Annotated in this window: 22 protein-coding genes; 13 read left to right on the top strand and 9 right to left on the bottom strand. The window is 58.5% G+C overall.

Annotated features, from left to right (window positions below):
- The 6 genes from sapB (at position 1) to AC6I79_RS09490 (ending at position 5896) form a co-directional block, all read left to right on the top strand.
- Complete coding sequence (gene sapB / locus AC6I79_RS09515) at positions 1 to 966, top strand: putrescine export ABC transporter permease SapB (RefSeq protein WP_021505968.1); 966 nt, start codon at positions 1 to 3, stop codon at positions 964 to 966.
- Positions 953 to 1843 (top strand): putrescine export ABC transporter permease SapC, encoded by an 891-nt coding sequence (gene sapC / locus AC6I79_RS09510; protein WP_021505967.1) that lies wholly within the window; start codon positions 953 to 955, stop codon positions 1841 to 1843. The genes sapB and sapC overlap by 14 nt, the downstream gene beginning before the upstream one ends.
- On the top strand, positions 1843 to 2838 hold the full coding sequence (sapD, locus tag AC6I79_RS09505) for a putrescine export ABC transporter ATP-binding protein SapD (RefSeq protein WP_021505966.1): 996 nt from the start codon (positions 1843 to 1845) through the stop codon (positions 2836 to 2838). Before sapC ends, sapD begins: the two co-directional genes overlap by 1 nt.
- Positions 2838 to 3641: a putrescine export ABC transporter ATP-binding protein SapF gene (gene sapF, locus AC6I79_RS09500; protein WP_058758607.1), complete on the top strand. Its 804-nt coding sequence runs from the start codon at positions 2838 to 2840 to the stop codon at positions 3639 to 3641. The genes sapD and sapF overlap by 1 nt, the downstream gene beginning before the upstream one ends.
- 141 nt (positions 3642 to 3782) lie before the next feature.
- Positions 3783 to 4571: an enoyl-ACP reductase FabI gene (gene fabI, locus AC6I79_RS09495; RefSeq protein WP_021505963.1), complete on the top strand. Its 789-nt coding sequence runs from the start codon at positions 3783 to 3785 to the stop codon at positions 4569 to 4571.
- Positions 4572 to 4765: 194 nt separating this feature from the next.
- A complete protein-coding gene (locus tag AC6I79_RS09490) occupies positions 4766 to 5896 on the top strand; it encodes a CMD domain-containing protein (RefSeq protein ID WP_498027716.1) in 1131 nt (376 codons plus the stop codon).
- Here the strand turns inward: AC6I79_RS09490 and AC6I79_RS09485 are convergent.
- Both AC6I79_RS09485 and AC6I79_RS09480 read right to left on the bottom strand, forming a co-directional pair.
- Positions 5893 to 6789, bottom strand: coding sequence for a LysR family transcriptional regulator (locus AC6I79_RS09485; protein ID WP_132462945.1), 897 nt, complete (start codon positions 6787 to 6789; stop codon positions 5893 to 5895). The two genes, AC6I79_RS09490 and AC6I79_RS09485, sit on opposite strands and share 4 nt — an antisense overlap.
- A gap of 188 nt (positions 6790 to 6977) precedes the next feature.
- Positions 6978 to 8567 carry a PTS transporter subunit EIIC gene (locus AC6I79_RS09480; RefSeq protein WP_481657612.1) on the bottom strand — a complete coding sequence of 530 codons (1590 nt, stop codon included), beginning with the start codon at positions 8565 to 8567 and terminating at the stop codon, positions 6978 to 6980.
- Between the two features lie 247 nt (positions 8568 to 8814).
- Between AC6I79_RS09480 and AC6I79_RS09475 the strand changes: the two genes are divergently transcribed.
- The 5 genes from AC6I79_RS09475 to pdeR all read left to right on the top strand — a co-directional run bounded on the left by AC6I79_RS09475 (position 8815) and on the right by pdeR (position 17865).
- On the top strand, positions 8815 to 11124 hold the full coding sequence (locus tag AC6I79_RS09475; RefSeq protein WP_498027715.1) for an FdhF/YdeP family oxidoreductase: 2310 nt from the start codon (positions 8815 to 8817) through the stop codon (positions 11122 to 11124).
- Positions 11125 to 11250: 126 nt separating this feature from the next.
- Entirely contained in the window at positions 11251 to 13185 is a 1935-nt protein-coding gene (locus tag AC6I79_RS09470; RefSeq protein ID WP_152390975.1) for an exoribonuclease II, read from the top strand.
- A gap of 185 nt (positions 13186 to 13370) precedes the next feature.
- The gene (locus tag AC6I79_RS09465; protein ID WP_132462449.1) at positions 13371 to 15437 is read left to right on the top strand and encodes a carbon starvation CstA family protein; all 2067 of its coding nucleotides are present in this window, start codon (positions 13371 to 13373) and stop codon (positions 15435 to 15437) included.
- Positions 15430 to 15726: a YbdD/YjiX family protein gene (locus AC6I79_RS09460; protein WP_088517171.1), complete on the top strand. Its 297-nt coding sequence runs from the start codon at positions 15430 to 15432 to the stop codon at positions 15724 to 15726. The genes AC6I79_RS09465 and AC6I79_RS09460 overlap by 8 nt, the downstream gene beginning before the upstream one ends.
- Before the next feature lie 153 nt (positions 15727 to 15879).
- The gene (pdeR, locus tag AC6I79_RS09455) at positions 15880 to 17865 is read left to right on the top strand and encodes a cyclic di-GMP phosphodiesterase (RefSeq protein ID WP_058758614.1); all 1986 of its coding nucleotides are present in this window, start codon (positions 15880 to 15882) and stop codon (positions 17863 to 17865) included.
- 15 nt (positions 17866 to 17880) lie between these two features.
- Here the strand turns inward: pdeR and AC6I79_RS09450 are convergent, their stop codons facing one another.
- Positions 17881 to 18747 carry a crotonase/enoyl-CoA hydratase family protein gene (locus AC6I79_RS09450; protein ID WP_021505954.1) on the bottom strand — a complete coding sequence of 289 codons (867 nt, stop codon included), beginning with the start codon at positions 18745 to 18747 and terminating at the stop codon, positions 17881 to 17883.
- 293 nt (positions 18748 to 19040) lie between these two features.
- Complete coding sequence (gene araD, locus AC6I79_RS09445; RefSeq protein ID WP_021505953.1) at positions 19041 to 19739, bottom strand: L-ribulose-5-phosphate 4-epimerase; 699 nt, start codon at positions 19737 to 19739, stop codon at positions 19041 to 19043.
- Positions 19740 to 20122: 383 nt separating this feature from the next.
- Here araD and osmB point away from each other — a divergent pair, with 383 nt between their 5' ends.
- Positions 20123 to 20338 carry an osmotically-inducible lipoprotein OsmB gene (gene osmB / locus AC6I79_RS09440; protein WP_031279061.1) on the top strand — a complete coding sequence of 72 codons (216 nt, stop codon included), beginning with the start codon at positions 20123 to 20125 and terminating at the stop codon, positions 20336 to 20338.
- A gap of 69 nt (positions 20339 to 20407) precedes the next feature.
- On the opposite strand, the gene yciH is transcribed toward osmB, so the two are convergent.
- The 5 genes from yciH to pgpB form a co-directional block, all read right to left on the bottom strand.
- Positions 20408 to 20731 (bottom strand): stress response translation initiation inhibitor YciH, encoded by a 324-nt coding sequence (gene yciH, locus AC6I79_RS09435; protein ID WP_021505951.1) that lies wholly within the window; start codon positions 20729 to 20731, stop codon positions 20408 to 20410.
- Positions 20731 to 21438: an orotidine-5'-phosphate decarboxylase gene (gene pyrF / locus AC6I79_RS09430; RefSeq protein ID WP_021505950.1), complete on the bottom strand. Its 708-nt coding sequence runs from the start codon at positions 21436 to 21438 to the stop codon at positions 20731 to 20733. The genes yciH and pyrF overlap by 1 nt, the downstream gene beginning before the upstream one ends.
- Positions 21439 to 21643: 205 nt before the next feature.
- The gene (lapB, locus tag AC6I79_RS09425) at positions 21644 to 22813 is read right to left on the bottom strand and encodes a lipopolysaccharide assembly protein LapB (protein WP_215785860.1); all 1170 of its coding nucleotides are present in this window, start codon (positions 22811 to 22813) and stop codon (positions 21644 to 21646) included.
- A 6-nt stretch (positions 22814 to 22819) separates the two neighbouring features.
- On the bottom strand, positions 22820 to 23125 hold the full coding sequence (locus AC6I79_RS09420; RefSeq protein ID WP_058771279.1) for a LapA family protein: 306 nt from the start codon (positions 23123 to 23125) through the stop codon (positions 22820 to 22822).
- 126 nt (positions 23126 to 23251) lie between these two features.
- A complete protein-coding gene (pgpB, locus tag AC6I79_RS09415; protein WP_021505947.1) occupies positions 23252 to 24016 on the bottom strand; it encodes a phosphatidylglycerophosphatase B in 765 nt (254 codons plus the stop codon).
- 230 nt (positions 24017 to 24246) lie between these two features.
- Between pgpB and ribA the strand changes: the two genes are divergently transcribed.
- The gene (gene ribA, locus AC6I79_RS09410; protein WP_058758620.1) at positions 24247 to 24840 is read left to right on the top strand and encodes a GTP cyclohydrolase II; all 594 of its coding nucleotides are present in this window, start codon (positions 24247 to 24249) and stop codon (positions 24838 to 24840) included.
- Positions 24841 to 24847 lie beyond the last annotated feature (7 nt).

The following is a 24847-nucleotide window of genomic DNA, read 5'->3' as shown; positions in this document are numbered from 1 at the left end:
ATGATCATCTATCTGTTGCGTCGCCTGCTGCTGCTGATCATCACCCTGTTCTTACTCTCGCTGGTGAGTTTCAGCCTGAGCTATTTCACGCCTAACGCGCCGCTGGAAGGCGCCTCGCTATTCGATGCCTGGTGGTTCTGGTTTAAAGGGCTGCTGCAGTTTGATTTCGGTGTCTCCAGCACCAACGGTCAGGCAATTGATATACAGCTGCGCGAGGTGTTTCCCGCCACGCTGGAACTGTGCGTGCTGGCGTTTATGCTGGCGCTGCTGGTCGGTATTCCGCTCGGCATCTGCGCCGGCGTGATGCGCAATAAATGGCAGGATAAAGCCATCAGCGCGCTGGCGCTGCTCGGCTTCTCAATGCCGGTGTTCTGGCTGGCGCTGCTGTTTACCCTGCTGTTTTCGCTGACGCTGGGCTGGCTGCCGGTTTCCGGTCGTTTCGACCTGCTCTATCCGGTGCAGAACATTACTGGTTTTGCCCTGATTGACGCCTGGCTTAGCCCTTCACCGTGGCGGCATGAGATGCTGGTCAGCGCGCTGACGCACCTGATCCTGCCGGTGATCGTGCTGGCTGTGGCACCGACCACCGAAGTGATTCGCCTGCTGCGCAACAGCACCAGCGACGTGATGGATAAAAATTACGTCAAGGCAGCGGCAACGCGCGGCTTGTCGCGCTTCACCGTGATTCGCCGTCACGTGTTGCACAACGCACTGCCGCCGGTGATCCCGCGTCTTGGCCTGCAATTCTCCACCATGCTGACGCTGGCGATGATCACCGAAGTGGTGTTCAACTGGCCCGGACTGGGACGCTGGCTGATTAACGCCATCCGTCAGCAGGATTACGCGGCGATCTCCGCGGGCGTGATGGTGGTTGGCGGGCTGGTAATTCTGGTCAGCGTACTGTCGGATATTATCGGTGCGGCGCTCAATCCGCTGAAACACAAGGAGTGGTATGCCCTCAGATAACATCTACGCCGAGAAGCGGCTGCCGAGTGCGTTTCGCCTCAGCTGGCAGCGCTTTTATCGCGATACCAGCGCCATGATTGGCCTGTACGGCTTCGGCATCCTGCTGTTTCTCTGCCTGTTCGGCGGGCTGCTGTCCCCCTACGGTATCGACCAGCAGTTTCTCGGCTATCAGCTGTTGCCGCCGTCGTGGTCGCGCTACGGCGATGTCTCCTTCTTTCTCGGCACTGACGATCTCGGGCGCGATGTGCTAAGCCGTTTACTGAGCGGCGTGGCACCGACGGTTGGCTCTGCGCTGCTGGTTACGGTGCTGGCAGCAATCTGCGCGCTGCTGCTGGGCGTGCTGGCGGGGATAACCCACGGTTTGCGCTCGGCGGTGATGAATCACGTGCTGGATACGCTGCTGTCGATTCCCTCTCTGCTGCTGGCGATTATCGTGGTGGCCTTTCTTGGCCCGCGACTGGAGCATGCGATGCTGGCGGTACTGCTGGCGCTGATCCCGCGTCTGGTGCGCGAAATCTACACGGCGGTGCATGATGAGATGGAAAAAGAGTATGTGGTGGCGCTGCGGCTGGATGGCGCGCGCAACCTGAATATTCTGTGGAATGCGGTGCTGCCAAACGTCCTACCGCTGCTGGTCAGTGAATTTACCCGCTCGCTGTCGATGGCGATCCTCGACATCGCCGCGCTCGGCTTTCTTGACCTCGGCGCGCAGCTGCCCTCGCCCGAATGGGGTGCGATGCTGGGTGACGCGCTGGAGCTGATTTACGTGGCGCCGTGGACGGTGATGCTGCCGGGTGCCGCGCTGATGGTAAGCGTATTGATTGTTAACCTGCTGGGCGATGGCATCCGTCGCGCCGTCGCTGCGGGAGTGGAATAATGCCGTTACTGGACATCCGAAATCTGACCATTGAATTCATGACCGCTGAAGGTCCGGTGAAAGCGGTCGATCGCATCAATCTGACGCTAAACGAGGGCGAAGTGCGTGGCCTGGTGGGCGAATCCGGCTCGGGGAAAAGTCTGGTGGCGAAAGCCATCTGCGGCGTGACCAAAGATAACTGGCGCGTCACCGCCGACCGCATGGTGTTCGATGACATCGATCTGCTGCGCCTGTCGCCGCGCGAACGGCGGCGCATCGTTGGCCATAACGTGTCGATGATTTTTCAGGAGCCGCAATCCTGTCTCGATCCTTCTGAAAGTGTCGGCCGCCAGCTGATGCAGGCCATTCCACGCTGGACCTTTAAAGGCCGCTGGTATCAGCGCCTGTGGTTCTGGCGCAAAGAGCGCGCCATTGAGCTGCTGCACCGCGTCGGCATTAAAGATCACAAAGACATTATGCGCAGCTTCCCGTATGAGCTGACCGAGGGCGAATGTCAGAAGGTGATGATCGCCATCGCGCTGGCTAATCAGCCGCGCCTGCTGATTGCCGATGAGCCGACCAATGCCATGGAGCCCACCACCCAGGCGCAGATTTTCCGTCTGCTGAGCCGCCTCAATCAGAATAACAACACCACGATTTTGCTGATCAGCCATGACCTGCGCACCATGAGTCAGTGGGCGGACCGCATCAACGTGATGTACTGCGGACAAACGGTGGAAACCGCGCAGAGTGACGATCTGATGGAAACGCCGCACCATCCGTATACGCAGGCGCTGATCCGCGCCATGCCCGACTTTGGCCGCGCGCTGCCGCATAAAAGCCGCCTGAATACGCTGTCCGGCGCGATACCGTCGCTGGAACATCTGCCGATTGGCTGCCGTCTCGGTCCGCGCTGCCCTTACGCGCAGCGTAAATGCATCGAAACGCCGCGCCTGAGCGGCACTAAAGCGCATCTTTATGCCTGTCACTTCCCGCTGAATATGGAGAGCCAATAATGGAAACCCTGCTGGAAGTGCGCAACCTGAGCAAAACCTACCGCTACCGCACCGGGCTGTTCCGACGCCAGCATGTTGAAGCGGTGAAAAACGTCAGTTTTACCCTGCGTGAAAAGCAGACGCTGGCCATTATCGGCGAAAACGGTTCGGGCAAATCCACGCTGGCGAAGATGCTGAGCGGCATGGTGGCGCCAAGCGAAGGTGAGATGCTGATTGACGATCACCCGCTTAGCTACGGCGATTACGGCTACCGCAGCCAGCGGATTCGCATGATTTTTCAGGATCCGTCGACGTCGCTCAATCCGCGCCAGCGCGTCAGCCAGATCCTCGACTTTCCGCTGCGGCTGAATACCGATCTTGATGATGAAGCACGCGAAAAGCGCATCATTGCCACGCTGCGTCAGGTCGGGCTGCTGCGCGACCACGCCGGCTACTATCCGCACATGCTGGCCCCCGGCCAGAAGCAGCGTCTGGCGCTGGCGCGCGCGTTGATTCTGCAGCCGAAGGTGATTGTCGCCGATGAAGCCCTCGCCTCGCTGGACATGACCATGCGTTCGCAGCTGGTGAACCTGATGCTGGAGCTGCAGGAGAAACACGGCATCGCCTATATTTATGTTACTCAGCATCTTGGCATGATGAAGCACATCAGCGATCAGGTACTGGTGATGCATCAGGGCGAAGTGGTGGAGCGCGGCGGCACCGCTGACGTGCTGGCCTCGCCGCTGCACGACTTAACCAAACGGCTGATTGCCAGCCATTTTGGCGAAGCGTTAACCGCCGAGGCGTGGCGGCGCGAGCGTTGAGTGCTACGGCCGTAGCGGAAAACGCGGCGCGATTTACCCCATTTGATACAGACGTGCTAGAATCCGCACGTCGATTAACGTCGGTCGCACAATTTTTAATCATCGCGACCGCCAACAACAATGACCATAAGGATTACAGCTATGGGTTTTCTTTCCGGTAAGCGCATTCTGATTACTGGCGTTGCCAGTAAACTTTCCATCGCCTACGGTATTGCGCAGGCGATGCACAAACAGGGCGCAGAACTGGCTTTCACCTACCAGAACGACAAACTGAAAGGTCGCGTGGAAGAGTTCGCTAAAGAACTGGGTTCAGACATTGTTCTGCCATGCGATGTGGCAGAAGACGAGAGCATCACTGCCCTGTTCACTGAACTGGCAAAAACCTGGCCGAAATTTGACGGCTTTGTTCACTCCATCGGCTTCGCCCCGGGCGACCAGCTGGATGGCGACTACGTGAACGCCGTTACCCGTGAAGGCTTCAAAATCGCGCACGACATCAGCGCCTACAGCTTTGTGGCGATGGCCAAAGAGTGCCGCGCGATGCTGAACCCGAACGCAGCACTGCTGACCCTCTCTTACCTGGGTGCAGAGCGCGCTATCCCGAACTACAACGTGATGGGTTTGGCGAAAGCGTCGCTGGAAGCCAACGTGCGTTACATGGCGAACGCGATGGGTCCGGAAGGCGTGCGTGTTAACGCCGTGTCTGCCGGTCCAATCCGTACCCTGGCTGCATCAGGCATCAAAGATTTCCGTAAGATGCTGGCACACTGCGAAGCGGTTACCCCGATTCGCCGTACCGTCACCATCGAAGACGTAGGTAACTCTGCGGCCTTCCTGTGTTCAGACCTGGCGGGTGGTATCACCGGTGAAGTGGTGCACGTGGATGGCGGCTTCAGCATTGCCGCGATGAACGAGCTGGAACTGAAATAAGTTCTGCGGGCGAGCCAGGTGCTCGCCCTTTTTCTTTTCTCTCCCCGCCTTATAGCCACACGCTATTAATTATTCCCCATCATTCTTTTGCCGTGGACAGCCGTTCAGCGACGATAAGCTAGCCCTTGAGTGGCGATGCGCTTTTCAGATTTGCCCGTTGTGCACTCAGTCCGTTTTTTGCGAAAGGAATGACCATGGAACACCGCCGTTCTCCCGGCCATGACCACTGGTTTTATGAAAGCCAGACTCGCCCGCATACGTCCGCTGCTGCTCCCCTGGTTCCCGAAGCCGCTCATATTGATGACCGTTTTCTGCTCGGCCTGCAGCAGGAAGCCAACGCTCTGCAGCCGCTGCTGCAGCGCTTCCAGCCAGTGCTACAGGCGGCACGCGACCTGAGCCATACCCTGCTGCCTGATGCGGTCAGCACCTCGCTGACCCACACGCTAACGCTGTACGATCGTCTCAGCACCGCACTCACGGTGGCACAGGTGGCTGGCGTGCAGCGGCTGTGCAATCACTACTCGGCGCGGCTTAATCCGCTGCCGGGACCGGATTCTTCGCGCGAAAGCAATAATCGCCTGACGCAAATCACGCAGTATGCGCGCCAACTGGCGATGCAGCCTGAGCTGATTACCGCCAGCAGCATCAGCGCGCTGGATGCGGTAGGCCTGACTGAACCCGATATCGTTACGCTCAACCAGCTAGTAGGCTACGTCAGCTATCAGGCGCGCGTGGTCGCCGCGCTTCAGGCGATGATGGGCCTGCCGGTGCGCTGGATCCCTGGCGTCACGCCACCCGCCGACGCCGATGCGGCGCTGTTCAGTCAGGCTGCTGCCTGGCAGCACGCCATCAAGCCGGTTGAGCTGCGCTATGCCAGCGCTGACCAGCTGGCGGCGGTGACCTTTTGTCAGGGTATGGCCGGACTCGACGACGCTGTCTGGCTGCTGGTGCACGATGCCCAGGCGCTGTATGGCTGGGCGACGCTGCGTCAGCGGCTTGAGGCTTATGCTGGGGAAGAAGAACAACTGGCGCAGGCAGTCAGCGCGCGCGTGCTGGGCTGCCGACGCCAGTTCGCGCAGCTGGCGAACGGCTGGCGCGCGCGTTTGCTGCACGATGTGGATCAGGCCAGCGATGACAGCCTGACGCAGCAGGTAATCGCGCTGAGCGCCCAGCTTACCCGGCTGCCGGAGCGCTTCAGTGCCGCACATCTGCAGCCGCTGTTAAACGCGGGCTGGGGCAGCGAGCGCCTGTTCACGCTGATGCAGGCGGTGGCATTTGCCAGCTGGCAGGATCGACTGCTGATGGCGCTGGGCGAAGCGCGCTAATCTGCCAGGTGGCGGCGTGCTTCGTCAAAGAAGTGCTGCGACAGCGGCGACGCCCTGCCCGGCTCAGCAATCACCAGCGCCGCCTGACGTCCCATCGGCGCGATATCAATTGGCCGGCGCGCCAGATGGTGCAGCATTTCCGGTAGCAGATGGCCGCAGGGCGACACCATGACGCCCAGACCAACCTGCGCACTCTGAATCAGCTGCATCACCGAGGCGCTTTCCACAATCACCCGCGGCAGCACGCCGGTTTCACGCAGCTGTCCGTCGAGGTAACGCCGGAAATAGCGCGTGGGCTCGGCCAGGCACAGCGGCTGGCTCGCCAGCGTGTACAGCGATAGCCGCTCATGCTGCAGCAGCGCCGGGAAGTGATCGGGATGGAAAATCGCTTCGACACCGCGATCGTTGAGCAGCGCGGTCTGGAAATGCAGTTCCCGCAGTGACGTCAGCTCAAAAAAGCCGATACCGCCGTCCACGGTGTGGCTGTTAAGCGCTTCCAGCAGTTGATCGGCGCTCATGGCGGAAACGCGATAGTCGAGCTGCGGATAGCGCGCTTCCACCGCTTTCAGTAACGCCGGCAGCGCCACGCTGCACTGCGGCATCACGCCCAGCCGCAGCGTGCCGTTGACGCCGTGTTTGAGCGACTCCACTTCCAGCTTCAGTCCCTGATACACCGAAACAATTTCGCGCGCCCACGTCAGCACGCGTTCCCCTTCCGGCGTGAAGCCGTCAAAGTTGTTGCTGCGATTGATCAGCGACAGCCCAAGCTCACGCTCAAGGTTTTTAAGCCGCATCGAGAGCGTGGGCTGGCTGACGAAGCTGGCCTCCGCCGCGCGGCCAAAATGGCGCTCGCGCTCCAAATTGCACAAATAAATCAATTGCTTGATGTCGATTTTCTTATCCACCGTCGAATTTTTATCGCGTTATGGTAGCAAAACTCGTCGCGCCCCAACGCGCACTCAGCGAAGAAATTTCTGCGTTGTCAGGCGGATTGCTCAGGCGGATAGCGGGTGATGTATACGCGGAGACGCGGCGGGTCGCCACCGACCGCGCCCCACATGATTAACGGTACCGCCCGGCATCAGGCGACGCCGAGCGCACTTTTCACCTCGTTAGCGATTTTCTCGACCTGCGGCCCGTAGATCACCTGCACATCGTGCTCGCTGACGCGGTTGACGCCGTTGGCACCGGTCGACAGCAGCGTTTGATCCACCACTTCTTTCATCTCTTTGACCCGCACGCGCAGGCGAGTGAAGCAGCAATCGACGTCCTCTATATTGGCCTCACCGCCCAGCCCGCTGATGATCACGCGGGTGCGTTCATCCGCCGCCACCTGCTGCGGTTTGGCTTCCTCTTCGGATTCGCGTCCCGGCGTTTCCACCTGCATCCGGGTAATCACCAGGCGAAAGCCCCAGTAATAAACCGGCGCATAAATGGCGCCCAGTACCAGCGTCCACCACCAGTGGGTTTTGCTGCCGCCGAGAATGCCAAACACCAGCAGATCAATCGCGCCGCCCTGCACGTTACCGATCATCAGGTGCAGCATCGACATCAGCATAAACGACAGGCCGGTCAGCAGCGCGTGCATCACGTACAACACCGGCGAGACGAAGATGAAGCAGAACTCCAGCGGTTCAGTGATGCCGGTGGTAAATGAGGTCAGCGCGCCGGCCAGCACCAGCGCTTTGACCCGCTGCTTATGTTCAGGTTTGGCGGTGTGATAGATGGCCAGCGCGGCGGCGGGCAGACCGAACATCATCACCGGGATTTTGCCCTGGGCGAGAAACTGCGTGGCGGTGCGCACGGTGTCGTCCGGAATCGCGCCGGGATGGGTCAGCGAAGTGTTAAAAATATTCAGCGCGCCGACGATGGTCTGGCCGTCCACCGTCGCCATGCCGCCAATCGGCGTAAAGCGCACGGTTTCATTGAGGATGTGATGCAGACCGGTCGGAATCAGCAGGCGCTCGCAGGCACCGAGCAAAAAGGCACCGTACTGACCGCTTTTACCGATCATCTGGCCGACCCACGCAATGCCCTGGCCGATGGTTGGCCAGATTAGCGCCAGCAGCACGCCCGTCAGCGGCAGCACCACCACCGTCACGATGGGCACAAAGCGACGCCCGCCAAAAAAGCTGATCGCCGTGGGCAACTGCTGGGTATAGAAGCGGTTGTGCAGCATCACAGTGAGCAGGCCGGCAATCACCCCGCCCAGCACGCTCATGTTGTAGGTAAAAATGCCGAGCATGTCGATGTACTCGGCTGACGTCATCATGGCGCTGGTCTGGTCCATGCCCGCCTGCTGCAGCGCCTCGGGCGTGGTGGTGGCTGCCGTCAGCCCCTTCGCCGCCAGCGTGGCGCTGATCCCCACATTCATGGCGATATAGCCAATCACTGCCGCAAACGCGGCGGTGGGTTTCTCAGCTTTGGCCAGCCCAATTGCGCTGGCGACGGCAAAAAATACCGGCAGGTTGGCAAACAGCGCGCCCGCCACTTTACGAATAAAACCGATGATCAGCTGCGGCACCTGCAAACTGGCAAATGCTTCACCGGTGATCGCCGAATTCTGCAACGCGGCGGCCAGACCGAGAAAAATACCGGCGGCAGCAATGACGGAGATCGGCATCATTAAGGCTTTGCCGAATGCGTGAACCTGACTGGCAAGTTGCTTCATGGAGCGCGCCCTTTTGCTAACGGAAAGAGCAATTATTAGCCACTATTTGGCCGCACACTTACCCGCCGGCGCGCGACAGCCGATAATTTATGATGCCGATCACGCTTTTATCCCTGGCGCGCGATAAACGTTAACTATCGCACCATTAAGTCAATCAATTAGACAACTTTTGCCGTCAGTCGCACACTTCTCACCAACAGAAGTCATATTCTGATAACAATTCATAAACAATAAGCCTGCGACTATCATGAAATTTAAACGTAAGATTCAGCCCTATCGCGCCGCTGCGGGCGGCTGGGGCTCGCTGGAAGCCACCACCCGTTTTGTCCTTGACAGTAAAGCCGCCCTGAAAAACATGCGTAACCTGATGCGCATGAACAAAGCGCGCGGCTTTGACTGCCCGGGCTGTGCCTGGGGCGATGATAACAAAAGCACCTTCAGCTTCTGCGAAAACGGCGCGAAAGCCGTGACCTGGGAAGCGACACGCCGCGTCGTTGAGCCAGAATTTTTTGCCCGCCACAGCGTCAGCACCCTGTATCAGCAGAGCGACTATTTCCTCGAGTATCAGGGCCGCCTGACCCACCCGATGCGCTACAACAGCGCGACCGATCACTATGAACCGATTAGCTGGGATGACGCCTTTGCGCTGATCGCGCAGCATTTGCAGGCAATGGATCATCCGGATCAGCTGGAGCTGTACACCTCCGGTCGCGCCAGCAATGAAGCCTCGTGGCTGTACCAGCTGTTTGGTCGCGTGCTGGGCACCAACAATTTCCCTGACTGCTCCAACATGTGCCATGAAGCCAGCGGCACCGGACTGAAACGCAGCATTGGCGTCGGTAAAGGCACCATTCGCCTGGACGATTTCGACCATGCTGATGCGATTTTTGTCTTTGGCCAGAACCCCGGCACCAACCATCCGCGCATGCTGCACAGCCTGCGTCACGCCGCCGATCACGGCGCCAGAATCGTCACCTTTAATACCCTGCGTGAGCGCGGCCTGGAACGTTTTGCCGATCCGCAGAAGCCGCTGGAAGTGGTGACGTCGATGGCCGGCAACATCAGTTCTGCCTATTATCAGCCCAACCTCGGCGGCGATATGGCGGCGGTGCGCGGCATGGTTAAAGCGCTACTGGAAGAGCAGCGTAAACGGCTGGCCGCCGGTGAAAAAGGCATATTCGATCAGACCTTTATTGACGCCAACACCCAGGGCGTTGAGCAGTATCTGGCGGCCGTCGACGAGACCCGCTGGGAGCAGATTGTGCAGCAGTCGGGCCTGAGCGAAGCGCAGATTCGCGAAGCCGCCGCCATTTACCAGAGCGCCGAACGGGTGATCATCACCTGGGCGATGGGCATTACTCAGCACAAACACTCGGTCGATACGGTACGGGAAATCGTTAACCTGCAGCTGCTGTTTGGCCAGCTCGGCAAACAAGGCGCGGGCCTGTGTCCGGTGCGCGGCCACAGTAACGTGCAGGGCAACCGCACCATGGGCATCGACGAGAAACCGTCGAAAGCGTTCCTCGATGCACTGGGCGCACATTTTGCTTTTGAACCGCCGCGCGAACACGGTCATAACACGGTTGAAGCGCTCAACGCCATGCTGCGTGATGAAGTCAAAGTGCTGATTGCGCTGGGCGGTAACCTCGCCGCGGCGGCGCCGGACTCACCGGTTACCGAAGAAGCGCTGCAGCATTGTGGTCTGACGGTACACATCAGCACCAAGCTGAACCGCAGCCATCTGGTACCGGGCCACGAAGGCCTGATTCTGCCGACGCTGGGCCGTACCGAGCGCGATCGCCAGGCCAGCGGCAACCAGTTCATCACCGTAGAAGATTCGTTTAGCATGGTGCATGCCTCAGAAGGTGTCGGCATTCCGCTGGCGGAAACGCAGCGTTCGGAAACAGCCATTGTGGCCGGTATCGCGCACGCCACGCTGGGCAGTGACCACATCGACTGGCTCGGCATGGCCGCTGACTATAACGTCATTCGCGATCACATTGCGGCGACCATCCCCGGCTTCGCTGATTTTAACCGTCAGTGTGATATTCCCGGCGGCTTTTACCTCGGTAACGCTGCCGCGGAACTGCGTTTCAATACGCCATCGCGTCAGGCAGAATTCAGCGCGGCGGCACTGCCGACCTCGCTGTTCCCGCAGCTGGGCAATGACGTTGAAGTGCCATTCACGTTGCAGACGCTGCGCTCGCATGACCAGTACAACACCACCATTTACGGCCTGGATGACCGCTATCGCGGCGTGTACGGTCAGCGTGAAGTGGTGTTTATCCACCCGGACGACATGGTGTCCCTCGGTTTCAGCGAAGGGCAGCTGGTTGACATTGAAACCCTGTGGAATGACGGTCTGACGCGTCGCGTCAGCGGCTTTAAGCTGGTGCCGTATAATATTCCGCGCGGTAACCTCGCCGCCTACTATCCGGAGACCAATCCGCTGGTACCGCTCTCCAGCTACGGTGACGGCAGCGGTACGCCCACCTCCAAATCGGTACCGGTGAAGCTGGCGCTGACCGCCGCCGCGCCCACCCAGCGTATCGCCTGAGTTCTGTGCGTTACCAGAAAGTAAAAAGCCGCGTAAAGCGGCTTTTTCGCCTGTTTTAGCCTTGCCGCGCGGACCTGATTCGCGTAAAACTGTCCACCGCTCTTAGGCCACGAAACTAAATATATTATGTTCCAGGATAACCCGCTGCTCGCGCAGCTGAAAGAGAAGCTTCACGCGCAGACCCCGCGCGCCGAAGGTGTTGTGAAAGGCACGGAAAAAGGCTTTGGCTTCCTCGAAGTTGACGCTCAGAAAAGCTACTTCATTCCCCCTCCGCAGATGAAGAAAGTGATGCACGGCGACCGCATTTCCGCCGTGATCCACACTGATAAAGACCGCGAGAGCGCGGAGCCGGAAACCCTGATTGAGCCGTTCCTGACGCGCTTTGTCGGCCGCGTGCAGAAAAAAGATGACCGCCTGTCTATCGTGCCGGATCATCCGCTGCTGAAAGACGCGATTCAGTGCCGTGCGGTGCGTGGCCTGACCCACGATTTCCAGAACGGTGACTGGGCCGTGGCAGAGATGCGCCGTCATCCGCTGAAAGGCGATCGCGGTTTCTATGCCGAACTGACCGAATTTGTTGTCACCGCGGACGATCACCTCGCGCCGTGGTGGGTCACGCTGTCGCGCCACAATCTGGAGCGCGAAGCACCGGAAGTGGGCTTTGGCGAGATGCTGGACGAACAGCTGCAGCGTGAAGATCTCACCGCGCTGAACTTTGTCACCATCGACAGCGCCAGCACCGAAGATATGGACGATGCGCTGTATGTTGAAGAGCTGGCAGAAGGCAAGCTGGCGCTGACCATCGCCATTGCCGACCCGACCGCTTACGTTGCCGCCGGCAGCGAACTCGACCAGCTGGCCGCCAGACGCGCCTTCACCAACTATCTGCCGGGCTTTAACATCCCGATGCTGCCGCGCGAACTGTCAGATGATGTCTGCTCGCTGCGCCCTAACGTCAGGCGTCCGGCGCTGGTGTGTCGCGTCACTGTACTGCCGGATGGCAGCCTGGCTGACGATGCCCACTTCTTTGCCGCGTGGATCGAATCCAAAGCCAAGCTGGTGTACGACGAAGTGTCGGACTGGCTGGAGAACAGCGGCAGCTGGCAGCCGGAAAATGACACCATCGCGCAGCAGATTCGCCTGCTGCATCGCCTGTGCCTGGCGCGCGGCGAGTGGCGTCAGACGCACGCGCTGGTGTTTAAAGATCGCCCTGACTACCGCTTCGTGCTGGGTGAGAAAGGCGAAGTGCTGGATATTATTGCGGAACCGCGCCGCATCGCTAACCGCATCGTGGAAGAAGCGATGATCCTCGCCAACGTCTGCGCCGCTAAAGTGCTGCAGGAGAAGCTTGGCTTCGGTATCTACAACCTGCACACCGGTTTCGACCAGGCGAACGCGGAACAGGCGGCTGGGGTACTGGCTGGTCACGGTATCACGGTTGATCCGCAGGCCATTACCACGCTGGAAGGCTTCCGTCAGCTGCGTCGTCAGCTTGATGCGCAGCCAACCCAGTATCTCGACAGCCGCATTCGTCGTTTCCAGAGTTTCGCCGAAATCAGCACCGAACCGGGCCCGCACTTTGGTCTCGGCCTCGAAGCCTACGCGACCTGGACGTCACCGATTCGTAAATTCGGCGATATGATCAACCATCGTCTGCTGAAGGCTATCGTGCGCGGCGAAAGCATTGCGCGGCCACAGGATGACGTGACCCTGATCATGAGTGAGCGTCGCCGTCTCAACCGTATGGCCGAGCGTGATGTCGGTGACTGGCTGTACGCGCGCTTCCTCGCGCCGTTTGCCGGCACTGACCGCAAATTCAGCGCGGAGATCATCGACGTTTCGCGCGGCGGCATGCGCGTGCGCCTGCTGGAGAACGGTGCGGTCGCCTTTATCCCTGCTCCGTTCATTCACGCCGTGCGTGACGAACTGGTGTGCTCGCAGGAGAGCGGCACCGTGCAGATCAAAGGTGAAGTGGCCTACCGCGTGACCGATGTGATTGATGTGACCATCGCCGAAGTGCGCATGGAAACACGCAGCGTGGTGGCCCGTCCGGCCGCCTGAGCATGAAATCGTGCGGGATAACAGCCGTTATCCCGCATTTTTCCCCGCCCGCCCCAGCAGTTGTTAAATTTGTTTCCCGCTTCACACTTCTGATCCGATTCCCTGTCGTTAACAATTCATTACATTACTTTTAACTTGTTGTATTCCGATCGCCTTTTTTCCCGGTCCCTACAAGGAGTTAACTCATGAACAACGTCAGAACCGGATTGATCTGGTTAGCGGTGGCGTTAATTGGTGCGGCTGCGTTCGCCATGCTGGCGCTCAGTCGCGGCGAGCATGTTAATGCCGTCTGGCTGGTGATCGCCTCCGTCGCCTGCTACAGCATCGCGTATCGCTTCTATAGCCTGTTTATCGCCAGGCGCATTTTTGAGCTGGATGACCGGCGCCGCACGCCGGCAGAGCGCTTCAATGACGGGCTGGACTATGTTCCCACCAACAAATGGGTGCTGTTTGGCCACCACTTTGCCGCGATCGCCGGTGCCGGTCCGCTGGTCGGGCCGATCCTGGCGGCGCAGATGGGTTTTCTGCCCGGCACCATCTGGATTCTGGTCGGCGTGATGCTGGCCGGCGCGGTGCAGGATTTTCTGGTGCTGTTTATCTCCACGCGCCGCGACGGTCGTTCGCTGGGTGAGATGGCGCGCCAGGAACTGGGCTCGTTCGCTGGCGTGGTCACCATGCTCGGTGCGCTCGGTGTGATGATCATTATTCTCTCCGCACTGGCGCTGGTGGTGGTGAAAGCGCTGGCTAACAGTCCGTGGGGGCTGTTTACCATCGCCGCCACCATTCCGATTGCCCTGTTCATGGGCGTGTATATGCGCTTTCTGCGTCCGGGTAAAATCGCCGAAGTGTCGATCATCGGCTTTGTGCTGATGATGGCGGCGATCATTTACGGCGGTGACGTGGCGGCCGATCCATACTGGGGACCGATTTTTACCCTGAAAGGCACCGAGCTGACGTGGGTGCTGGTGATCTACGGTTTTGTTGCCTCGTCGCTGCCGGTGTGGCTGCTGCTGGCGCCGCGTGATTACCTCTCCACCTTCCTGAAAATCGGCGTGATCATCGGGCTGGCGGTGGGCATTCTGTTCGCCATGCCAGAACTGAAGATGCCGGCGGTGACGCGCTTTATCGACGGCACGGGGCCGGTGTTCTCCGGCGCGCTGTTCCCGTTCCTGTTTATCACCATTGCCTGCGGCGCGATCTCCGGCTTCCACGCGCTGGTGTCGAGCGGTACGACGCCAAAACTGGTGGAGCGCGAAAGCCATATTCGCTTTATCGGCTATGGCGCCATGCTGATGGAGTCCTTTGTGGCGATCATGGCGCTGATTTGTGCCTCGGTGCTCGATCCGGGCGTCTACTTTGCCATGAACTCACCGGCGGCGCTGATTGGCACCACGGTGGAGAACGCGTCTCAGGTAATTAACGGCTGGGGCTTTGTGGTGACGCCGGAGATGCTGAGCGGTATCGCCGGCGAAGTGGGCGAAAGCACCATTCTCTCCCGCGCCGGTGGCGCTCCGACGTTTGCCGTCGGGATGGCGCATATCATCACCGAGGTGTTTAACAGCCGCGCGATGATGGCGTTCTGGTATCACTTCGCCATTCTGTTTGAGGCGCTGTTTATCCTCACCGCCGTTGATGCCGGTACCCGCGCCTGCCGTTTTATGGTGCAGGATCTGGTCGGGACCGTGGTGCCTTCGCTGGCTAACAATCGCTCGTGGCTCGGAAACATGGCCGGTACCACCGTGGCGGTGGCCGGCTGGGGTTTCTTCGTGTATCAGGGCGTGGTCGATCCGCTCGGCGGCATCAACACCCTGTGGCCGCTGTTCGGCATCGGTAACCAGATGCTGGCGTCGATGGCGCTGATTCTCGGTACCGTGGTGTTGTTCAAAATGAAAAAGCAGCGTTACGCCTGGGTGACGATTGTGCCGACCGCCTGGCTGTTTATCACCTCCATGACCGCCGGCTGGCAGAAAATTTTCCATGAAAAACCGTCAATTGGTTTCCTCGCGCAGGCCAGTAAGTTCCGTAAAGGTCTCGATGAGGGCGTGATTATCGCACCGGCGAAAACCGTGGCCGACATGCAAACCATCGTGTTCAGCAACCAGATCAACGCGGCGCTGTGCGGCTTTTTCATGCTGGTCGCGGTAACCATGCTGATTGCGGCGTTCTTCGTGATCCGGCGCGCGCTGCGCAGTTCAGTGCCGACTACCCATGAGTCGGACGTGTCACTGCGTTCGGAGGTGCGAAATGTCTGAGGCCATTTTACGCTGGAAAAAGCCGCACGCGGGCTGGCAAATTCAGCAGTGCTTACCGCTCGCTGCCCGCGCCCCTGCCGCGCCGCGCTCACGCTGGCAGCGTCTGTGGCAGGGATTACAGCAGAGCTTCCGGTTAATGGTGGGCGTGCACGACTATCAAACTTATCTGAAGCATATGCGCGAAAAACATCCGGAACAGCCCCCCATGGATGAGCGCGCCTTCCATCGTTACTGCCTGGAGGCGCGTTTTCCCAGCCAGGCGGGCAAACTCGGCAAGTGCCCGTGCTAACCTTTCAGCCCCGGAATCCGGGGCTTTTTCGTGCCATTCTTTAATAAAAACAAAAATATATTCAGTTTGCATCTTGTGCTGGCGCAGGAGGTTGAATACTGTTGCTAAAATAATGAGATACCCCTGCTGCGCATTCCTCCGGAGGAAGTTTCCATGACCGATGAACAAGGGCAAACGTTGCTATATACCTTGTTTGGCACAACCAGCCCTCATTGGCGTTTAACTTCAGATAGCGATGCGCTACATTTTGCCGAAGATGAAAATGCCAATACCAATATGGCGGTGCCCCTGACGCCGGCTCAGGCCAGTCTGCTGCGTGCCATGACGGTAATTACCTCCAGCATCAACCTGACCCTTTCACTGCATGGCTCGCCGGTGCCGATGCACTTTGTCGGCCGTAAAGTGAATCAGTCCACCTGGGCCGGCACTGCGTCCGCCTGGGGCGATACCTCGTCGGTGGCGCGCGATTTAACCCTTGGCCTCTCCTTCGCCGAACAAGTCGTGTCAGAAGCGAATTCGGTGATCGTCATCCTCGATCAGCGCGGCAACATTCAGCGTTTTAACCGCCTGAGCGAAGAGTACACTGGCCTGAAGGAGCAGGAAGTGATTGGCCGCAATGTGTTTCAGCTGTTTATGACCAAGCAGGAAGCGCAGGCGTCGCGCCGTAACATCGCCGGCTTCTTTCGCGACGGCAACTCTTATGAAGTGGAGCGCTGGGTTAAAACCCGAAAAGGTCAGCGACTGTTTCTGTTTCGTAATAAGTTCGTCCACAGCGGTAGCGGAAAAAATGAAATTTTCCTCATCTGTTCCGGAACCGACATCACAGAAGAGCGTCGGGCGCAGGAGCGCTTACGCGTTATGGCCAATACCGACACGGTGACGGGCCTGCCGAATCGCAACGCTATCCATCAGCAAATTAGCCTGGCACTGGAGCTGGCTAACGGCAGCCAGACCGGCGTGGTTTACCTCGATCTCGACAATTTTAAGAAGGTAAACGATGCCTACGGCCATATGTTTGGCGACCAGCTGCTGCAGGCGGTGTCGCTGGCGATCCTCAGCTGTCTCGGCAAGGACCAGACGCTGGCGCGCCTCGGCGGTGATGAGTTTGTGGTACTGGCTGAGCACACCAGTCAGGCGGCGCTGGAGGCGATGGCCTCACGCATTCTGGAGCGGCTGCGTCAGCCGTTCCGTATCGGGCTGATCGAAGTCTACAGCGGCTGCTCGATTGGTATCGCCCTCGCCCCGCTGCATGGTGAAGATCGCGAAAGTCTGATTCGTAACGCCGATACCGCGATGTACCACGCTAAAGAGAACGGGCGCGGCAAATTCTGCGTGTTCGCCAGCGAGATGAACCAGCGCGTATTTGAATATCTGTGGCTGGATACCAATCTGCGCAAAGCGCTGGAGCAGGATCATCTGGTGGTGCACTATCAGCCGAAGATCGATCGCGACGGCGAAGTGCGCAGTGCCGAGGCGCTGGTGCGCTGGAATTCACCTGAACGCGGCCTGGTGCCACCTGGCGATTTCATCTCTTACGCGGAAGAGTCCGGACTGATTGTGCCGCTCGGGCGCTGGGTGATGCTGAACGTGCTGCAGCAAATCGTTAAATGGCGCAGCGAAGGCATTTACCTGCGCGTCGCAGTGAACGTTTCCGCCAAGCAGCTGATCGATCAGAGCATCTACAGCGACCTGAAACAGGCGCTGAGCGAAGCGGGCATCAGCGAATGTCCGATAGACATCGAGCTGACGGAAAGCTGCCTGATCGAGAACGAGGCCGGTGCGCTGAAGCTGATGAAACAGTTTCAGGAGTTAGGCGCACAGGTGCATCTGGATGATTTCGGCACGGGCTACTCTTCGCTTTCCCAGCTGGCGCGCGTGCCGATCGATGCGATTAAGCTGGATCAAAGTTTTGTGCGCAATATCAACAAGCAACCGGTATCGCAGTCGCTGGTGCGCGCGATCGTTGCCGTGGCGAAAGCCCTGGATTTACAGGTCATTGCCGAAGGCATCGAAACCAAAGCCGAAGAGAAGTTTGTGCTGACCAACGGTGTCGATGGGCGTCAGGGTTATTATTATGCGAAACCAATGCCCGCAGAGCAGCTCGGGCATTGGCTGGCTAAGCATCCTGCCCGCGTTTAACGTCTTAGCGTACTGCTAACCGGCTTTACGCAGTGATGCGCTGTGACGATTTTGCAGCTGTACCAGACGTTCCATGTAGGCAATATCTTTCGGTTCCAGCGTGAAAGCATAGTCGACCCAATCCTCAGTAATATCCATCAGTTCTGCCCGTGACAGCTGCAGCACGCGCTGTCGCGCTTTCAGCATGGCACGGACTCCATTCAGTTTTGGCCGCAGCGTATCGATGAAGGTACGCGTGGTGCGGTAGCTGTCACCGGGCTGGAACACTTTGTCGACCAGACCACGGGTTTCATACCACTCTGCGCTGTGCGACTCCCCTTCACAGATCAGCTCTTCGGCCAGCTTCATCCCGGAACGGCGCGCGACCAGCGAGTAGCCGCCCATGCCGGGGAACAGGTTGAAGGCAATTTCCGGGAAGCCCATACGCGCACTGTTCTGCGCCAGAATGAAGTGGTGCGCCAGCGCTGCTTCAAAACCGCCGCCTAAGGCACTGCCCTCAATCATCGCCAGCGTCACTGCGCCGGTATCAAACCCACGGGCCGCCGAATGGATGCAGTCAACACAGGCGCGGGCGTAGGCGCGCAGTGCTTCACGGCGGTTGTTGCGAATGCATTCGACAAAGAAACGCAAATCGCCCCCGGCGTTAAACATCTGCGGCACCAGCGATCCGGTCACCCAGAAATCAATCGGCAGACCGGAACGCTGGGCGGCGTAGCTCAGGTTCATGATCTCCTCAATTAATTCGTGGTTGAAACTGGGGCGCGGCTGAGCGCGCAGCATCATCCACATGGTGTGTCGACCTTCCTCATAATAGGCGGCGAGCTGTGTGGTTTGGCCGACTTCGGTAAACAGGCGGCAGGTTGGTTGGTTAATTACTGTCATCGTCTCATCCTCTATTTATGTGATGCGTTAAACGCCACATCAGCGTAATGCAGAGTGAGGCCAGACCAAATGAGAGTTTGATTTATAACGTAAAATCCAGAGAGATCCCCGAGCCCCTGCCTGAGGAAAGATTAGCGGGCTTACTTAATGACGGCGCAACAGCCGGCAAGCGCATAAAAACGCTTAACGCATGGTGAATCAACGACAGCATCAACAGTCCCCGTCTCGTCCGGGCACGCAATCCCCTTAAATAAAAAAGGCACCCGCCGGTGCCTTGAGAAAACATCACGCGCTCAGCCTTGCCCGTACCAGGCGTTCTTCCCGTGCTTGCGCAGATAGTGCAGGTCAAGCAGGGTCTGGGCGATAGGCGGCAGCTCGGCACGCAGCTGCTCGGTGTGCAGCGCCATATAGGCCACCTCTTCCAGCACCACCGCACTGTGCACCGCGCTATGTGCATCTTTACCCCAGGCAAACGGCCCGTGGGAGTTCACCAGCGCAGCAGGAATCGCGCCGGGCTCAATGCCGCGCTGCGCAAAGGTTTCAATGATGACCTGGCCGGTGTGCCATTCATATTCCTGCTCAATCTCTGCCCGTTGCATCGCGCGGGTGCAGGGAATGGTGCCATAAAAATCATCAGCGTGCGTAGTGCCCCATGCAGGGATGTCCCTGCCCGCCTGCGCCCAGATGGTGGCGTGGCGCGAATGGGTATGCACGATGCCGCCAATCTCCGGCCACGCCAGATACAGTGCGCGGTGTGTTGCGGTATCCGAAGATGGCCGCAGCTGGCCCTCCACGACATTGCCGCTTTCCAGCTCGACCACCACCATGTCGTCGCGCTGCATCTGCTCATATTTAACGCCCGAGGGTTTGATCACCAGCAGCCCGCGCTCGCGGTCTACCGCGCTGACATTGCCCCACGTAAAGGTCACCAGGTTGTAACGCGGCAGGTCGAGATTGGCCTCCAGAACCTGCTGTTTCAGCGCTTCCAGCATTGTGTTTTCTCCGCCATACAGTCATCACTGAATTGTGCGGAGCCACCGGTAAAAACGTTATGGAGGGAATGGCTGGATTAGCAGCGGAAAGTGGCTAAAGCGGGCAAAGTGTGGGGTTTGATACGGGATCCGGATGCGGACACCACGTCAGGATTTCAGAGTTTTCTTTCTGCATACACATCCGCTTACGCCTAGAATTATCTCAAGCCTGCGGCGGTACCAAAATGGTCTTTGCCAGCAGCGTGAACAACGCGCGCTAAGGGCTGCGCGCCAGCGTGCAGGCTGAAGGAAAAGCACCGCCTGAGTGCATTGGGCGAACAACTTCAGGGCGTAACATCTATACTTAACGAGTTGCCTCTGAGCAAACCATCAAGGAGATGTCCATGACTACAACAATGAAACGCGTGACGGTTGCCGTGCTGGCAACGACGTTAGTGGTGGCCCTGAGCGGCTGTTCCAACTGGTCAAAACGTGACCGCAACACGGCGATTGGCGCCGGTGCCGGTGCTATTGGTGGATCGGTGCTCACCAACGGCAGCGCGCTGGGTACCGTCGGTGGCGCTGCGGTGGGCGGCATTATTGGCCATCAGGTTGATTAATAATAATATTGTAGCAGGCTACGCAGCGCATCTACGTTACATCGGGCCACCTTGTGTGGCCCGCTTTCATTAACCGCCCGCCAGCTTAACCTTCATGCCTTTGGCTTCCAGCAGCGTTTTAAGCAAATCGCGCTTATCGCCCTGAATCTCAATCACGCCCTCTTTCAGCGCCCCGCCGCAGCCGCACTTCTTCTTAAGCTCGGCCGCCAGCTTTGCCAGCGCGTCATCATCGAGATCGATGCCGGTGATCAGGCACACGCCTTTACCTTTACGCCCGCTGGTCTGGCGCTGAATGCGCACGATGCCATCGCCTTTCGGTCGCTGCGGTTTCTCTTCGCTATGTGTAATACGGCCGGTTTCGGTGGAGTAAACCAGCGGATTGTCCTGAGCCATTAGCCCTCCTGTAAACTGTGCAGGATTTGCTGCAGCGTCTGCGCCGGATCGGCAGATTGGGTGATCGGTCGCCCAATCACCATGTAATCCACACCGGCCTGTTGTGCCTGCTGCGGCGTCATGATGCGGCGCTGATCGCCAGCCTCGCTACCCGCCGGGCGAATACCCGGCGTGACCAGCGCGAAATCCTGCCCGATAACCTGTTTAAAGTGCGCGGCTTCCTGCGCCGAGCACACCACGCCATCAAGACCACATTCGCGTGTCAGCCGTGCCAGACGCTCAGCCTGCTGCGCCGGCGATAAGGTGATGCCAAGACCTTTAAGATCGTCTTCGTCCATGCTGGTCAGCACCGTAACCGCAATCAGCAAGGGCGCATCACTGCCAAACGGCAGCAGCGCTTCGCGCGCCGCATTCATCATCCGTGCCCCGCCGCTGGCATGCACGTTGACCATCCATACGCCGAGATCCGCTGCCGCCGCGACCGCATGTGCCGTCGTGTTCGGGATGTCATGAAATTTGAGATCGAGGAATACCTCGAAACCGCGCGCCTGCAACGTCTTCACCAGCGACGGTCCAAACAGGGTAAACATCTCTTTACCCACTTTCAGACGGCACTGGCCCGGATCGATACGGTCAACGAACTGCAGTGCGCTATTGAGATCATGATAGTCGAGTGCCACCAGAATCGGTGAGTGAGTAACAGGCATAACGTTTCCTCAGAGGCTGGCACCCGCAGGCGCGATGGACAAACGGCAAGCATTCTACCCGTGCAACCCGGCCACGACAACGTTGCGACGGCGATTGCCTTGCTGTTTGACGAGGCGATGCACAGTGCTGAAGCGTGGATGATAATTTCTCTATAAGTATGTTGTAACTACTATGCGTTATGAATAATCACCGAACGCGGCCAGCTTACTGGCCGTCGAGTCCGCGAATCGGTTTAACGGAAGACCAGGCACGGCACGATGGGCAGTGCCAGTAAAGCGCATGCGCGGTGAAGCCGCACTTCTGGCAGCGGTAGCGCGGTTTAGTACGAATCTGTTCGCCAACCATGTCGCGCAGCACCATCAGACTCTCTTTGGCGCGGCCATCTTCTGCCTCATGCAGGTGGAAATCCATCAGACGATGGAACACGCGCATGGTGGGATGACGCTGCAGCTGACGGTTAATGTAGAGCTGTGCCGCTTCCGGCCCCTGCTGCTGCTCCAGAATGTCTGCCAGATAGAGTTCCGCCGCGGCACCGGAGTTCTCTTCAACGCAGCGTTGCAGGAACTGCGCCCAGCTGTCAGGCTGCTCCAGCCGCTGATAGCAGGTTTCCAGCATCGGCAGCGTTTCGCTCACCAGTTCTTTGTCCTGTTCCAGCACGCGCTGCAGCCGCTGCGCCGCTTTCGCGTATTCGCCCTGCTCCATCAGGATACGTCCCATCATGATGGAAACGCGCGCGCTTTGATGGTCGGCCGCTTCACCCTTTTTCAACAGGCTCATGGCACGATCGAGGTCGTCACTGCTCAGCGCCTGCAGCGCCAGCTCGCAGTAGAAATGGGCGATTTCGCCCTTTTGCTTATCTTTGCCGAGTTTTACCAGCCGCTCCGCCACCTCGATGGCTTTCTGCCAGTCGCTGGTCGCCTGATGAATCAGCAGCAGTTGCTGCAGCGCGCTGATGCGAAAATCGGTTTCATCGATCAGCTGACTGAACATGTCTTCGGCGCGATCGTACAAGCCGGCGGCCATATAGTCGCGTCCCAGCTGCTGGATGGCCAGCAAACGCTGATCGTAGGTAAGCGACGCGCTTTCCATTAACGACTGGTGGATGCGAATGGCGCGGTCGACTTCGCCGCGCGAACGGAACAGGTTACCGAGCGTCAGATGGGCTTCAACGGTGCCGCTGTCCTCTTTCAACATATCGAGGAACAGATCGACCGCTTTATCCTGCTGATTAGAAAGGAGAAAGTTGACCCCTGCCACGTATTCGCGTGACAGACGGTTAGCTTCCTGTTGCTTATCCTGTTGCGCACTGCGGCGGCCCATATACCAGCCGTACGCCGCCGCGACAGGAAGAAGCAGAAACAGCAATTCAAGCATCGAACATTAATCCCGACGCACTGCAGTGGAGGTGCTATTTACCGCAGCAGATTGTTCATTTTGCGCCTGCATACGTTTCAGTTTGCGCTGTGCATGCGCCAGCGAAACACGAATGCGCAGCCAGAACAGGCCACAGATCGCCCAGCCCAGCAAAAATCCGGCACCAAACAGGCAGGCCAGCAAGGTTGAAATGCGGAATTCGCCCTGCGCCAGCAGATAGTTGAAGGTGACAATCTGGTCATTATGCGCTCCGAGCGTGACGGAGATGATGAAAATGACCAAAACCACGAGAAAAATCAGCAAATATTTCACAATGCGTCCTGTCGTGAGGTTATCCGGTAGAGTATGCCAAAAAAGTGCCGCCGTTGCTGCTTATCCGCGCAGCAGTTAGTGCCCTTTCTGCAAGTACAATCAATCATATGGGGGCAAAGGGAGAAATTACAATCCGTCATCGCGCCCGGCAATCTCACGCTGCTCTTCCGGTGGCACGCTGAGCGGGCCACAAAAGCGCTGCGCCAGCCAGGTTGCCAGCGTCACCAGCAGCCACGAGATCAGCGTCGCGACCACCAGATCGCGCGGCCAGTGCATGCCCAGTACCAGCCGGCTGCCCATGACCAGCGTCGCCCAGACAAACAGCACCACCACCGTAACAACATGCCGGCGCGGCCATAACAGGCCAATCACCAGCAGCGCCCAGCTGGCGGCAAACATGGTATGGCCAGACGGAAAAGCAAAGCCCGTCTCAAACGCCCAGTGATTTTTTAACCAGGCGGGCAGCTTTGTGTCATTGGCGAGCAAGGCGGACACCATTTCGCCGCGCTGCTGCCGTTTCAGCTGATAAAACTGCTGTTCGTTGACGCCGTGGCTGTGCTCAAGCCAGACCACATACGGCCGCGGCTCCTGCACCTGCTCTTTAATAAAGGTTTTGGTCGACTGACCGGCCAGAATCGCGCCGTTCATGATAATCAATAACAGAATGGCCGGCCTGAGGCGAAAGCGCAGGCACCACAATACCCAGCCGCTCAGAATCAGGCTGGTCAGCGTGCCCCACGGACTGGTGACGGTTTCGGTGATCCAGAACAGCACGCGCAACAGATGCCCGCTCTCCCCCGGTTGCCACTGCCAGCCGGAAAGCCATACGCCCAGCGGCATCAGCAGTAATAAAAACGCACCCAGCGTGGTGCGTTGCACAATTTTTAACATCTCGTCCCTTTATTGTTTCCCGACCTGACAGGCGTATTGCATAACTTTAGTTGAAAAAAGAATAACATACCCGTTGCGGCTTAGATAATTGTGCTTTATCACTACAATCACTCTGACTGATTAGCGGCCCTGGTTCAGGTTGTGGCACAATATTGGCAGTTTCGTCGGGCCAGTCGGGCCCGTGCGTTATCATGATGATAGCGCATCCTCTGAAGGTTCTGGAGAGTCACATGCAGCTGAAACGGGTAGCAGAAGCCAAACTGCCCACGCCATGGGGAGATTTCCTGATGGTTGGTTTTGAAGAACTGGCAACCGGCCACGACCACGTCGCGCTGGTTTATGGTGATATTAGCGATCACAATCCGGTGCTGGCGCGCGTCCACTCCGAATGTCTTACCGGCGATGCGCTGTTCAGCCTGCGCTGCGACTGCGGCTTCCAGCTGGAAGCGGCGCTGACCGCCATTGCGGAAGAAGGACGCGGCGTGCTGCTGTACCATCGTCAGGAAGGGCGCAACATCGGGCTGCTGAACAAAATTCGCGCCTATGCGTTGCAGGACAAAGGCTACGATACGGTGGAAGCGAACCATCAGCTGGGCTTTGCCGCCGATGAGCGTGACTTCACCCTGTGCGCCGACATGTTTAAACTGCTGGGCATTAATGAAGTGCGTTTGCTGACCAACAATCCGCGCAAAGTGGAGATTTTGTCAGAAGCGGGCATCAATATTGTCGAGCGCGTGCCGCTGATCGTCGGCCGTAACCCGAAAAATGCGCACTATCTCGATACGAAAGCTGAGAAGATGGGGCATCTGCTGCCGAAATCGTAATGCGGCG

It is taken from the genome of gamma proteobacterium symbiont of Scutellera amethystina (assembly GCF_059730845.1).
This window is presented reverse-complemented; position numbering and strand designations above follow the sequence as displayed.